The 13124-nt window shown below is 60.1% G+C and carries 12 protein-coding genes; 8 read left to right on the forward strand and 4 right to left on the reverse strand.

Annotated features, from left to right (window positions below):
• Positions 1 to 142 precede the first annotated feature (142 nt).
• From AABM52_RS05140 to AABM52_RS05150, 3 genes are read right to left on the reverse strand one after another with little or no spacing between them, the layout of a single operon-like run.
• Positions 143 to 550, reverse strand: coding sequence for a DNA polymerase III subunit chi (locus tag AABM52_RS05140; RefSeq protein WP_347910789.1), 408 nt, complete (start codon positions 548 to 550; stop codon positions 143 to 145).
• Positions 551 to 558: 8 nt separating this feature from the next.
• Positions 559 to 987, reverse strand: a complete 429-nt coding sequence (locus AABM52_RS05145; protein WP_095945770.1) for a DNA polymerase III subunit chi — start codon at positions 985 to 987, stop codon at positions 559 to 561.
• Between the two features lie 60 nt (positions 988 to 1047).
• Positions 1048 to 2538: a leucyl aminopeptidase gene (locus AABM52_RS05150; protein WP_347912584.1), complete on the reverse strand. Its 1491-nt coding sequence runs from the start codon at positions 2536 to 2538 to the stop codon at positions 1048 to 1050.
• Positions 2539 to 2846: 308 nt separating this feature from the next.
• On the opposite strand from AABM52_RS05150, the gene lptF reads away from it, so the two are divergent.
• The 8 genes from lptF (at position 2847) to pdxJ (ending at position 11264) form a co-directional block, all read left to right on the forward strand.
• A complete protein-coding gene (lptF, locus tag AABM52_RS05155; protein WP_347910790.1) occupies positions 2847 to 3965 on the forward strand; it encodes an LPS export ABC transporter permease LptF in 1119 nt (372 codons plus the stop codon).
• Positions 3958 to 5019 (forward strand): LPS export ABC transporter permease LptG, encoded by a 1062-nt coding sequence (gene lptG / locus AABM52_RS05160; protein WP_347910791.1) that lies wholly within the window; start codon positions 3958 to 3960, stop codon positions 5017 to 5019. The genes lptF and lptG overlap by 8 nt, the downstream gene beginning before the upstream one ends.
• Before the next feature lie 171 nt (positions 5020 to 5190).
• Entirely contained in the window at positions 5191 to 6990 is a 1800-nt protein-coding gene (lepA, locus tag AABM52_RS05165; RefSeq protein ID WP_347910792.1) for a translation elongation factor 4, read from the forward strand.
• A 5-nt stretch (positions 6991 to 6995) separates the two neighbouring features.
• Positions 6996 to 7850 (forward strand): signal peptidase I, encoded by an 855-nt coding sequence (lepB, locus tag AABM52_RS05170; protein WP_046040956.1) that lies wholly within the window; start codon positions 6996 to 6998, stop codon positions 7848 to 7850.
• 183 nt (positions 7851 to 8033) lie between these two features.
• Positions 8034 to 8723, forward strand: coding sequence for a ribonuclease III (gene rnc / locus AABM52_RS05175; protein ID WP_347910793.1), 690 nt, complete (start codon positions 8034 to 8036; stop codon positions 8721 to 8723).
• Positions 8716 to 9618, forward strand: coding sequence for a GTPase Era (gene era / locus AABM52_RS05180; protein WP_007973959.1), 903 nt, complete (start codon positions 8716 to 8718; stop codon positions 9616 to 9618). The genes rnc and era overlap by 8 nt, the downstream gene beginning before the upstream one ends.
• 166 nt (positions 9619 to 9784) lie before the next feature.
• Positions 9785 to 10468 carry a DNA repair protein RecO gene (gene recO, locus AABM52_RS05185; protein ID WP_347910794.1) on the forward strand — a complete coding sequence of 228 codons (684 nt, stop codon included), beginning with the start codon at positions 9785 to 9787 and terminating at the stop codon, positions 10466 to 10468.
• Positions 10469 to 10517: 49 nt separating this feature from the next.
• Complete coding sequence (pdxJ, locus tag AABM52_RS05190; RefSeq protein ID WP_008053219.1) at positions 10518 to 11264, forward strand: pyridoxine 5'-phosphate synthase; 747 nt, start codon at positions 10518 to 10520, stop codon at positions 11262 to 11264.
• Positions 11265 to 11390: 126 nt separating this feature from the next.
• On the opposite strand, the gene mltF is transcribed toward pdxJ, so the two are convergent.
• Complete coding sequence (gene mltF, locus AABM52_RS05195; protein WP_347910795.1) at positions 11391 to 12851, reverse strand: membrane-bound lytic murein transglycosylase MltF; 1461 nt, start codon at positions 12849 to 12851, stop codon at positions 11391 to 11393.
• Between the last annotated feature and the right edge of the window lie 273 nt (positions 12852 to 13124).

Here is a 13124-nt window from a genome sequence, read left to right on the forward strand (position 1 = left end):
ACTGCGCATAAATCCATTGAGGGTGATTTATGTGGGAGCGAGCTTGTTCGCGATGGGGCCAGCAAATTCAGCATTGATGTGCCAGACAGATCGCCATCGCGAGCAAGCTCGCTCCCATAGTAGAGCCTTCACCGCAAGCTGTTCAGTCGTTGTACTGGCTCAACAACCGCTCCAATCGCGCACTGAGGCGACGTTTGATTTCGGTCTCGATGTGCGGGGCGAAATCGTCGATCACGTCTTGCATGATCAACTGCGCGGCGGCGCGCAATTCGCTGTCCAGGTGCAGCAAGTCATCCGGGTTTTTGCTGGCGGCAGGCGCCGGCGTCGTCGTGGTGACGGGTTCAACGATGGGGCCAGGGGTTGTCGGTACGACGGCTGGCGAAGGTTCGCTCACGGCGTCGAACAACATGGGAATCTGTTCCTGGTCACCTTCCTCGACCGTGTCGGTCAGCAGGGGCGGTTGCAGGTTGTCATCGCCGAGCAATTGGCGGATCGACTCAAGGTCGTCCAGCAGGTGCGCGGACTGTTGCAGCGGTTTTGGAGTGTCCATTGGCAGGCTCAGAGTCGCTGTAAACGGTGATCTTGCAGAGGATAGCCCTGTTCGCGGTAGAAACGGAAACTCTCCCGCGCGGCCGCTCTGATCGTCGGATCCTCCACCACCACTTCCGCCACTCGGGCGAACCTGTTGGCGAAGGCCGGGACTTTCAGGTCGAGATTGACCAGCAAATCCTGATGCTGACCGCAGTCATCGCCCAACCCCAAAACAATCAAACCCTCAGGTTCGCTGTCGGCGGGGCCGTGGGGCACGAAGCTTTCGCCCTTGAACGCCCACAGCCGTGCATCGAGATCGTCACGCTGGGCCGCGTCGCTGCAATGCAGGTAGATGCGGTGTCCCATGCGCCAGGCTTTCTCGGTGAGCTTGCAGGCAAAGTCCAGGCGTGCTGAAGGATCGGCGCTGGGCAGGATATAGAAGTCGACTTTGGTCATTGCGGTTCCAGAGCGGCAAGCGGCATCACCGGAAAGTGACGCCGCCGCCCATCAACGGTTTCAGGCTTTGGCGCGGTCCAGCAGGTATTGGGTCAGCAGGGGAACCGGACGGCCAGTGGCGCCCTTGTCCTTGCCGCCACTGGTCCAGGCGGTGCCGGCGATGTCCAGATGCGCCCAGTTCAGGTTCTTGGTGAAGCGCGACAGGAAGCAGGCCGCAGTGATGGTGCCGGCTTTCGGGCCGCCAATGTTGGCGATGTCGGCGAACGGGCTGTCCAGCTGTTCCTGGTACTCATCGAACAGCGGCAGTTGCCAGGCGCGGTCGTCGGCAGCCTTGCCGGCGCTCAGCAGTTGACCGATCAGTTCGTCGTTGTTGCCCAGCAGGCCCGAGGTGTGGGAACCCAGGGCAACCACGCAGGCGCCGGTCAGGGTCGCGATGTCGATGACCGCTTGCGGCTTGAAGCGCTCGGAGTAGGTCAGGGCGTCGCACAGCACCAGACGGCCTTCGGCGTCGGTGTTGAGGATTTCCACGGTCTGGCCGCTCATGGTGGTGACGATGTCGCCCGGGCGCGAAGCGTTACCGCTCGGCATGTTCTCGGCGCAGGCCAGGATGCACACCAGGTTGATCGGCAGCTTCAGCTCGAGCACGGCACGCAGGGTGCCGAACACGCTGGCGGCGCCGCCCATGTCGTACTTCATTTCATCCATGCCTGCGCCCGGCTTGAGGCTGATGCCGCCGGTGTCGAAGGTGATGCCTTTGCCGACCAGCGCGTACGGCTTCTCGGATTTCTTGCCGCCGTTGTATTGCATGACGATCAGGCGCGGAGGCTGGGCGCTGCCCTGGCCGACGGCGTAGAACGAGCCCATGCCCAGGGCCTTGATCTTCTTCTCGTCGAGGACTTCGACTTTGAGGTCCTTGAATTCCTTGCCCAGGTCTTTCGCCTGCTCACCGAGGAAGGTCGGGTGGCAGATGTTCGGCGGCAGGTTACCCAGGTTGCGGGTGAAAGCCATGCCGTTGGCGATGGCGGTGGCGTGGGTCACGGCGCGTTGCACTTCAGCCTGGGCAGCCTTGATGGTCAGCAGGGTGATTTTCTTCAGGGCGCGGGGTTCGGCTTTCTGGCTCTTGAACTGGTCGAAGCTGTACTCGCCGTCCACCAGGGTTTCAGCCAGCAGGCGGGTCTTGCCGTAGCTGTCGCGGCCTTTGACCACGATTTCGTCGAGGGCCAGCACCGCATCGCTGCCACCCAGGCCTTTGAGGGTATTGAGGATGCCAGCGATGATCTTGCGGAACGGGCGGTCACCCAGCTCGTCGTCCTTGCCCACACCCACCAGCAGCACGCGCTCGGCCTTGAGGTTCGGCAGGCTCTGCAGTAGCAGGCTCTGGCCGACCTTGCCGGCCAGGTCGCCGCGCTTGAGCACTGCGCTGATCGCGCCGCCGCTCAGTTCGTCGAGTTGTTTGGCAACAGCGCCGAGCTTGCGGCCTTCGCCAACGGAGACCACGAGAGTGGCGGTTTTCAACGTTTCGGGGTTGACGCTTTTTACAACCAGTTCCATGTCCGGGTCCCTGAATTGATGGTTATCACGCATGCGCCCGACACCTTATGTGCGTCGATTGCTTATAAACAGAAAGGCGCCAGGATCGACCGGCGACAAAGGCCGCAGTTTGAACCTCGCTACCGGCGGCTGACAACCCTCGGTTGTACGATCTTCAATGCTTTGACAGGCTGCTTGAGCTTGCGCAGTGACAGGCGCACCCAATCACAGGATAATGCGCCATCTTTTTTCGGCGGCTCTGCCTTGCGGGCTGTCCGATACGTTTGCTTGTTTGGCCGCCTTAGCCTGACAACCCTGGAGTGTCTGGTTTGATCGTCTTCCGTTATCTATCCCGCGAAGTCCTGTTGACCTTGAGCGCCGTCAGTGCCGTGCTGCTGGTCATCATCATGAGCGGTCGCTTCATCAAATACCTCGCCCAGGCGGCTTCGGGCCTGCTGGATCCGGGTTCGTTGTTCCTGATCATGGGCTATCGCCTGCCGGGTTTCCTCCAGCTGATTCTGCCACTGGGGCTGTTTCTCGGGATCCTGTTGTCCTACGGGCGCCTGTACCTCGAAAGCGAAATGACCGTGCTCTCGGCCACTGGCATGAGCCAGCAGCGGCTGGTTTGCATGACGCTGTTTCCGGCCACCCTCGTTGCGCTCATCGTGGCGTGGCTGAGCCTGAGCCTGGCGCCACAGGGGGCCAATCAGTTTCAGCTGCTGCTGAACAAACAGGATGCCCTGACCGAATTCGATACCCTGGAGCCAGGGCGCTTCCAGGCTTTGCGTGACGGCACCCGGGTCACCTATACCGAGAGCATGTCCGATGACCGCGTCAATCTGGCCGGTGTGTTCATCTCGCAGAAAAACATCAGTTCCAATAACAAGGATCGCGGGATTTCCGTGCTGGTGGCGGAAAAGGGGCGCCAGGAAATTCGTCCGGACGGCAACCGCTACCTGATCCTTGATAACGGCTATCGCTATGACGGTAGCCCGGGGCAGGCCGACTACCGGGCGATCAAGTACGACGAGTACGGCGTATTGCTGCCAAAACCGGAAGTCAGCGACGAAGTCACCGACCGTGACGCGATGCCGACCCGTACATTGATCGGCAGTGACGACATTCGCCTGCGCGCCGAGCTGCAATGGCGTATGTCTCTGCCATTGCTGGTGTTCATCGTGACCTTGATGGCGGTGCCGCTGTCGCGGGTCAACCCGCGTCAGGGCCGATTCCTCAAATTACTGCCGGCGATTCTTCTTTATATGGCTTACCTGACCATTCTGATTGCCGCCCGCGGTGCCCTCGACAAAGGCAAGATCCCCGCGGTGTTTGGCTTGTGGTGGGTGCACGGGATTTTCCTGTCCATCGGCCTGGGCTTGCTCTATTGGGAGCCCTTGCGCTTGAAGAGGGCGAGTCGCCGCAGCGCGCTGGAGGTGGCCCGTGGTTAAGCTGGATCGCTACATTGGTAGCAGTGTGTTCATGGCGATCCTGGCAGTGCTCGGGATCATTCTTGGCCTGGCGACCCTGTTTGCCTTCATCGACGAGATGGGTGAAGTCAGCGATACCTACACTCTGGTCGATGCGCTGAGTTATGTATTGTTGACCGCCCCGCGCCGGATGTACGAACTGCTACCGATGGCTGCGCTGATCGGCTGCCTGATCGGTCTGGGCAGCCTGGCCAGCAACAGTGAGCTGACCATCATGCGCGCCGCCGGTGTGTCGATCGGCCGGATCGTCTGGGCGGTCATGAAACCGATGCTGGTATTGATGCTGGCCGGTGTACTGGTCGGCGAGTACGTCGCTCCGCCCGCTGAAACCACGGCGCAGGCCAATCGCTCGCTGGCCCAGGGCAGCGGTGATGCACAAAGCGCCAAGCACGGCTTGTGGCACCGCCAGGGCGATGAGTTCATTCACGTCAACTCGGTACAACCCGACGGCATCCTGTATGGCGTGACCCGTTATCGCTTCGACAACGAACGGCACATGCTGTCGGCGAGCTTCGCCAAGCGTGCCGACTTCGAAAACGAGCAATGGGTGTTGTCGGACGTCACGACCACGCTGTTCCACGAGCGCAGCACCGAAGTGGTTTCCACCCCGGAAGAGCGCTGGAACATTGCGTTGAGCCCGCAGTTGCTGAATACCGTGGTCATGGTGCCCGAGTCGCTGTCGATCAGCGGTCTGTGGAGTTACATCCACTATCTGGCGGACCAGGGGCTGAACAATGGCCGCTACTGGCTGGCATTTTGGGTCAAGGTGTTGCAGCCGGTGGTGACTGCCGCTCTGGTGTTGATGGCGATTTCCTTCATCTTTGGTCCGCTGCGTTCGGTGACCCTGGGGCAACGGGTGTTCACCGGCGTTCTGGTGGGCTTCACCTTCCGCATCGTTCAGGATCTGCTGGGGCCTTCGAGCCAGGTATTCGGCTTCCCGCCGTTGCTTTCGGTGCTGGTGCCGGCGGGTATTTGTGCGGTGGCGGGGCTCTGGCTCTTGCGTCGAGCAGGCTGATGGCGGGTATTTTCCGACCGCTTTGACGTTAAAAAACGCCCCTGTCGCAAGACCGGGGCGTTTTTGTAGGCACCGTCTGACCTGCGAACGTGACGCTTGCGCCGTGGATCAGGTACAATTCCCGGCTATTTTTCGGCGGGCTATGCCTGCAGCCTTTTTGAGTGTTGATCCGTGAGTGATTTGAGTCATATCCGCAATTTCTCCATCATCGCCCACATTGACCATGGCAAGTCGACGCTGGCCGATCGCTTCATTCAGATGTGTGGCGGCCTCGCCGAGCGCGAAATGGAAGCCCAGGTCCTGGACTCCATGGACCTTGAGCGTGAACGCGGGATCACCATCAAAGCGCACAGCGTCACCCTGTATTACAAGGCTCGCGACGGTATCAACTACCAGCTGAATTTCATTGATACCCCCGGCCACGTTGACTTCACCTATGAGGTGAGCCGTTCGCTGGCCGCCTGTGAAGGCGCGCTGCTGGTGGTCGATGCCGGTCAGGGCGTGGAAGCGCAGTCGGTTGCCAACTGCTACACCGCGATCGAGCAGGGCCTGGAAGTGATGCCGGTGCTGAACAAGATCGACCTGCCACAGGCCGATCCGGACCGCGTCAGGGAAGAAATCGAAAAAATCATCGGTATCGATGCCACCGACGCGGTCACTTGCTCTGCCAAGACCGGTCTGGGCGTCGACGAAGTGCTCGAGCGCCTGGTCGCCACCATTCCTGCACCAACCGGCAACTACGAAGATCCGCTGCAAGCGTTGATCATCGACTCCTGGTTCGACAACTACCTGGGCGTTGTTTCCCTGGTACGCGTGCGCCACGGTCGTGTGAAGAAGGGCGACAAGATCCTGGTCAAGTCCACAGGCAAGATCCACCTGGTAGACAGCGTCGGTGTATTCAACCCGAAGCACACCCCTACCGCTGACCTCAAGGCCGGTGAAGTGGGCTTCATCATCGCCAGCATCAAGGACATTCACGGTGCGCCAGTGGGCGACACCCTGACCTTGAGCTCGACGCCGGACGTTGATGTACTGCCAGGCTTCAAACGTATTCAGCCGCAGGTTTACGCCGGTCTGTTTCCGGTCAGCTCCGACGACTTCGAAGACTTCCGCGAGGCGCTGCAAAAGCTCACCCTGAACGACTCGTCGCTGCAATACACGCCGGAAAGCTCCGATGCACTGGGCTTTGGCTTCCGTTGCGGCTTCCTCGGCATGCTGCACATGGAAATCATCCAGGAGCGCCTGGAGCGCGAGTACAACCTGGACCTGATCACCACGGCGCCGACGGTAATCTTCGAGCTGCTGCTCAAGACCGGCGAAACGATCTACGTCGATAACCCGTCCAAGCTGCCAGACCTGTCGGCCATCGAAGACATGCGCGAGCCGATCGTGCGCGCCAACATTCTTGTGCCGCAAGAACACCTGGGCAACGTCATTACCCTGTGCATCGAAAAACGTGGTGTACAGGTCGACATGCTGTTCCTCGGTTCGCAGGTACAAGTGACCTACGACCTGCCGATGAACGAAGTGGTGCTGGACTTCTTCGACCGCCTGAAATCCACCAGCCGCGGCTATGCTTCGCTGGACTACCATTTCGATCGTTATCAATCGGCTAGTCTGGTGAAACTGGACGTGCTGATCAACGGTGACAAGGTCGATGCCCTGGCGCTGATCGTGCACCGTGACAACTCGCACTACAAAGGTCGCCAGCTGACCGAGAAGATGAAAGAACTGATTCCGCGGCAGATGTTCGACGTGGCAATCCAGGCCGCCATTGGCGGGCAGATTGTGGCGCGGACAACCGTCAAGGCGCTCAGAAAGAACGTATTGGCCAAATGCTACGGTGGTGACGTCAGCCGTAAGAAGAAACTGCTGGAAAAGCAAAAGGCCGGTAAGAAACGCATGAAGCAGGTCGGCAACGTGGAAATTCCACAGGAAGCCTTCCTTGCAGTGCTCAGGTTGGATAGTTAGGTCCTATGTCACTAAATTTCCCGCTGTTGCTGGTCATCGCCGTGTTCGTCTGCGGCCTGTTGGCGTTGCTCGATCTGTTGATCCTGGCCCCGCGCCGGCGTGCCGCCATCGCTTCCTATCAGGGCAGCGTCAGCCAGCCTGACATGGTCGTGGTCGAGAAACTGAACAAGGAGCCGCTGCTGGTTGAATACGGCAAGTCGTTCTTCCCGGTGTTGTTCATCGTGCTGGTGCTGCGTTCGTTCCTGGTGGAACCGTTCCAGATTCCTTCCGGTTCGATGAAGCCAACCCTGGATGTCGGCGACTTCATCCTGGTGAGCAAGTTTTCCTACGGGATCCGCTTGCCGGTGATCGACAAGAAAGTCATCGAAGTCGGTGATCCGCAGCGCGGCGATGTGATGGTGTTCCGCTACCCGAGCGACCCGAACGTCAACTACATCAAGCGTGTGGTTGGTTTGCCGGGCGACACGGTTCGCTACACCGCCGACAAGCGCCTGTTCGTCAACGGTCAATCGATTGCCGAGCAACTGGTCGGCGCCGAGCCGGGCACGCTGGGCAGCGCTGAGCTCTACAAGGAAAAACTCGGCGCGGCCGAGCACATGATCCGCAAGGAAATGAGCCGCTACCGCGCCATGCCGGACCATTCTTGGACCGTGCCGGCCGGGCACTACTTCATGATGGGCGACAACCGCGACAACTCGAACGACAGTCGCTACTGGGATGACCCGAACATTCCCAAGGATCTGCTGGGCATGGTTCCCGACAAGAATATCGTCGGCAAGGCCTTTGCGGTCTGGATGAGCTGGCCGGAACCCAAACTCAGCCACCTGCCGAATTTCTCGCGGGTTGGCCTGATCAAGTAATCAGACACGGCGCTGTGAACACAGCGCCGAATGCATTTCTGGAACCGGCACAATGGGCGCCAGAGGCATGCAAACAATGATATTCAGGACGTTATTTTTGAACACAGCTTTAATTGTCCCAAGCCTGCGCCGCCTCACGGCGATGGCGGTGGAATCCAGCCACGAACTCAGCGTGGGTAAACCGTGAGCGTCTCCTTAAGCCGTCTAGAGCGTCAGCTCGGCTACACCTTCAAGGATCAGGAACTGATGGTCCTGGCCCTGACCCACCGTAGTTTTGCCGGGCGTAACAACGAACGCCTGGAATTCCTCGGTGACGCCATTCTCAACTTCGTCGCCGGCGAGGCGTTGTTCGACCGCTTCCCGCTGGCTCGCGAAGGCCAGTTGTCGCGTTTGCGCGCGCGTCTGGTCAAAGGTGAGACCCTGGCCGTACTGGCCCGTGGTTTCGATCTGGGCGAATACCTGCGCCTGGGCTCGGGCGAGCTGAAAAGCGGCGGTTTCCGTCGCGAGTCGATTCTGGCCGATGCCCTCGAAGCGCTGATCGGTGCGATCTACCTCGATGCCGGCATGGAAATGGCCCGCGAGCGTGTGCTCGCCTGGCTGGCCGGCGAGTTCGAAGGCCTGACGCTGGTCGACACCAACAAAGATCCAAAGACCCGCCTGCAGGAGTTCCTGCAGTCCCGTGGTTGTGAGCTGCCGCGTTACGAAGTGGTGGATATCCAGGGTGAGCCGCATTGCCGGACGTTCTTCGTCGAATGCGAAATCATCTTACTGAATGAAAAAAGCCGAGGTCAGGGTGTGAGTCGTCGTATTGCCGAACAGGTAGCGGCCGCCGCAGCACTGATTGCCCTGGGTGTGGAGAATGGCAATGACTGATACAAACGCAACTCGCTGTGGCTATGTTGCCATCGTCGGCCGTCCGAACGTGGGCAAGTCCACGCTGCTGAACCACATCCTGGGTCAGAAGCTGGCGATCACCTCGCGCAAACCGCAAACCACCCGTCACAACATGCTCGGTATCAAGACCGAGGGCGATGTGCAGGCGATCTACGTCGACACCCCCGGTATGCACAAGGGTGGCGAGAAGGCCCTGAACCGCTACATGAACAAGACCGCTTCGGCGGCGTTGAAAGACGTCGACGTGGTGATTTTCGTGGTCGACCGCACCAAGTGGACCGAAGAAGACCAGATGGTTCTCGAGCGTGTCCAGTACGTGACCGGCCCGCTGATCGTGGCGCTGAACAAGACCGACCGCATCGAAGACAAGGCCGAGCTGATGCCGCACCTTTCCTGGTTGCAGGAGCAGTTGCCGAATGCACAGATCATCCCGATTTCCGCACAGCACGGGCATAACCTCGATGCGCTGGAGCGGGTGATTGCCGAGCACCTGCCGGAAAATGATCACTTCTTCCCGGAAGACCAGATCACCGACCGCAGCAGCCGTTTCCTCGCGGCGGAGCTTGTGCGCGAGAAAATCATGCGCCAGATGGGCGCCGAGCTGCCGTACCAGATCACCGTTGAAATCGAAGAGTTCAAGCAGCAGGGCAAGACCTTGCACATCCATGCCTTGATCCTCGTCGAACGCGATGGCCAGAAGAAAATCATCATTGGCGACAAGGGCGAGCGCATCAAGCGCATCGGCACCGAAGCGCGCAAGGACATGGAGCTGCTGTTCGACTCCAAGATCATGCTCAACCTGTGGGTCAAGGTTAAGGGTGGCTGGTCCGATGACGAGCGTGCGTTGCGTTCGTTGGGTTACGGCGACCTGTAAAGCCGGACCCAAGTGATGTAACTGTAGGAGCGAGCCTGCTCGCGATAGCGGTCTGTCAGTCAACGAGTGTGTTGAATGTTAGTCCCTCATCGCGAGCAGGCTCGCTCCTACAGTGGTTTTGGGGTTGTCAGTAATATCTGCTTCTTCATCGAGATCTGCGATTTCCATGTCCCAACCCATCCCCCAACCCGCCTACGTCCTGCACTCCCGCGCCTACCGTGAAAACAGCGCGCTGGTGGACTTCCTCACGCCGCAAGGTCGGCTGCGGGCGGTGTTGCGCAGTGCGCGGGGCAAGGCCGGGACGCTGGCTCGGCCGTTCGTGCCATTGGAAGTCGAATTCCGGGGCAGGGGCGAGCTGAAGAATGTCGGGCGCATGGAAAGTGCCGGCATCTCCACCTGGCTCAACGGCGAGGCGCTGTTCAGCGGTCTTTACCTCAATGAACTGCTGATTCGCCTGTTGCCCGCCGAAGATCCGCTCCCCTCGGTGTTCGATCATTACGCCGCCACCTTGCTGGCGCTGGCCGAGGGCCGACCACTGGAGCCCTTGCTGCGCTCCTTCGAGTGGCGCTTGCTCGATGACCTCGGCTACGGGTTTTCCCTGACGACTGATATTCATGATCAGCCCATCGCGCCGGACGGCCTCTACCGTCTGCAAGTGGATGCGGGGCTGGAGCGGGTCTATCTGCTGCAGCCTGGCCTGTTCAATGGCGCCGAGCTGTTGGCCATGGCCGAAGCCGACTGGTCCGCCCCCGGCGCTCTGTCTGCCGCCAAGCGCTTGATGCGCCAGGCGTTGGCCGTTCACCTGGGCGGCCGTCCACTTGTCAGTCGCGAGCTGTTTCGCAAGCCCTGATCACACCGTATGCTGTGCACCGAACTTACTCTTCTTCTGGAGCGCTTCCGTGACCACCAGCACCCGTATTCTTCTTGGCGTGAACATCGACCACGTTGCCACCCTGCGTCAGGCCCGGGGCACCCGTTACCCGGACCCGGTCAAGGCGGCACTGGACGCGGAAGAGGCGGGCGCCGACGGCATCACCGTGCACCTGCGTGAAGACCGTCGGCACATTCAGGAACGCGACGTTCTGCTGCTCAAGGACGTGCTGCAAACCCGCATGAACTTCGAAATGGGCGTCACCGAAGAAATGATGCAGTTCGCCGAACGCATCCGCCCTGCGCACATTTGCCTGGTGCCGGAAACCCGTCAGGAACTGACCACCGAAGGCGGCCTGGATGTGGCGGGGCAGGAAGCGCGGATCAAGGCCGCGGTCGAGCGTCTGTCGAAGATCGGCTCCGAAGTGTCGTTGTTCATCGATGCCGATGAGCGCCAGATCGAAGCCTCCCGCCGTGTCGGCGCACCGGCCATCGAACTGCACACCGGGCGTTATGCCGATGCCGAGACGCCGACCGAAGTCGCCGAAGAACTCAAGCGTGTGGCCGATGGCGTGGCGTTTGGTTTGGCCCAGGGCCTGATCGTCAATGCCGGCCATGGCCTGCACTATCACAACGTTGAAGCCGTGGCGGCGATCAAGGGCATCAACGAGCTGAACATCGGCCATGCGCTGGTGGCCCATGCGCTGTTCGTTGGCTTCAAGTCGGCTGTTTCGGAGATGAAGGCGCTGATTCTGGCGGCTGCTGCCAAGGCCTGAAACACAATACAAATCCCACTGTAGGAGCGAGCCTGCTCGCGATAGCGGTCTGACAGACACAGTTGATGTGACTGAAAGGGCCTCATCGCGAGCAGGCTCGCTCCTACAGTGGTTTGGTGGTGGTTTTTAAAGCGGGGCAGGCTCCTGCGCCGGCTTGGTCTTGTCGATCCCCGGAACAAGCAGTTTGCCCTCGGCGACCTGATCGCCCTCAAGTTGCGGCTGCGTAACCCAGGTCAGGATGTCGTAGTAGCGACGGATGTTCGCCACGAAATGCACCGGTTCGCCGCCACGGGCGTAGCCATAACGGGTTTTGCTGTACCACTTCTTTTCCGACAGGCGCGGCAGGATCTTCTTCACGTCCAGCCATTTGTCCGGGTTCAACCCTTCCTTGGCCGCCAGTTTGCGGGCGTCGTCGAGGTGGCCGCTGCCGACGTTGTAGGCTGCCAGGGCAAACCAGGTCCGGTCCGGCTCCTGAATCGAATCGTCGAGTTGGTCTTTCATGTAGGCCAGGTACTTGGCGCCACCCATGATGCTCTGCTTGGGGTCCAGTCGGTTGGACACGCCCATGGCCTGTGCGGTGTTCTGGGTCAGCATCATCAGGCCGCGCACGCCGGTCTTGGATGTGACCGCCGGTTGCCACAACGACTCCTGGTACCCGATGGCCGCGAGCAGGCGCCAGTCGACTTTCTCTTTCTTGGCGTACGACTTGAAGTGCTGTTCGTACTTGGGCAGGCGTTGCTGCAAGTGTTGGGCAAACGTGGTGGCGCCCATGTAGCCGAGGACGTCGACATGCCCGTAGTAGCGGTCCTTGAGGCGTTGCAGGGTGCCGTTCTTCTTGACCTTGTCGAGGTAGTCGTTGATTTCGTTGAGCAGGCTGTTGTCGTCGCCCGGGGCGACGGCCCAGCTCTGGTTGCTGGCGTCACCGAGGTCGAAGGCGACCCGGATGTTGGTGAAATACACCTGGTTCATCGCCACTTCGTTGGAGTCGACCAGTGTCAGGTCGATCTGACCTTCGTCGACCATGCGCAGGAGATCGACGACCTCGACCGCGTCAGATTCTTCGTATTCGATGCCGGGAAATTTCTGTTTCAGCTGCGCGAGTTGTTCGGCGTGGGTGCTGCCCTTGAGCACCATGATCTTCTTGCCCACCAGATCCTTCGCATCGGTCGGCCGGGACTGGCCGTTGCGGTAGATGATCTGCGGGGTGACTTCCAGATAGGAGTGGGAGAAGCGCACCTGCTTCTTGCGCTCTTCGCTGCTGACCAGGCCGGCCGCCGCCAGCACCGGGCCATTGGGCTTGCCGACCTGGTTGAACAGGTCATCGAGGTTGTCGGCGGTCTCGATCTTGAGCTCGACCCCCAGATCGTCGGCGAAGCGCTTCACCAGCTCGTATTCGAAGCCGGTTTCACCGTTGCGATCCTGAAAGTAGGTGGCAGGGCTGTTTCGGGTAACCACCCGCAGCACACCATCCTCCTTTACGCGCTCGAGCGTGTTGGGTTTATCAACACAGCCACCGAGCATCAGGAAGAGTCCGGTTGCGATCAGCCATTTGGCGTACCGCGGACGCAAAGCCGTTGGGAAAAACATCTGCGCAGTATACGCAAAGGACCACGGGCGCCATATCTCGACAGTGAGGGGCTAGTCTGCTAGAGATCACAAAACCGGCCGAAACCCCGCAGGAATGGGCTTTGTCTGCATTTTGTTACAGTAAAAATAAGCTGTATTCACACCCCCAATTAACCTGACTTTAGAGGCAGAAACACAGATCGACACCCGAGTGCAACCGTGCGTAGCGTTTCGGGTGATGTCGCGGGCTGTTTAGGCTAGAATGCACGGCCTCAAAGCACACCCCTTCCCGAG

The organism is Pseudomonas grandcourensis (genome assembly GCF_039909015.1).
GTDB classification, from domain to species: domain Bacteria; phylum Pseudomonadota; class Gammaproteobacteria; order Pseudomonadales; family Pseudomonadaceae; genus Aquipseudomonas; species Aquipseudomonas grandcourensis.

What these genes read in the sequence shown, in the direction of transcription:
- recO (WP_347910794.1), top strand. Translation starts at nt 9,785, where the DNA reads ATGTCCCAACCCATCCCCCAACCCGCCTACGTCCTGCACTCCCGCGCC.
- mltF (WP_347910795.1), bottom strand. Translation starts at nt 12,851, where the DNA reads ATGTTTTTCCCAACGGCTTTGCGTCCGCGGTACGCCAAATGGCTGATC.
- lepB (WP_046040956.1), top strand. Translation starts at nt 6,996, where the DNA reads ATGTCACTAAATTTCCCGCTGTTGCTGGTCATCGCCGTGTTCGTCTGC.
- AABM52_RS05145 (WP_095945770.1), bottom strand. Translation starts at nt 987, where the DNA reads ATGACCAAAGTCGACTTCTATATCCTGCCCAGCGCCGATCCTTCAGCA.
- era (WP_007973959.1), top strand. Translation starts at nt 8,716, where the DNA reads ATGACTGATACAAACGCAACTCGCTGTGGCTATGTTGCCATCGTCGGC.
- AABM52_RS05150 (WP_347912584.1), bottom strand. Translation starts at nt 2,538, where the DNA reads ATGGAACTGGTTGTAAAAAGCGTCAACCCCGAAACGTTGAAAACCGCC.
- AABM52_RS05140 (WP_347910789.1), bottom strand. Translation starts at nt 550, where the DNA reads ATGGACACTCCAAAACCGCTGCAACAGTCCGCGCACCTGCTGGACGAC.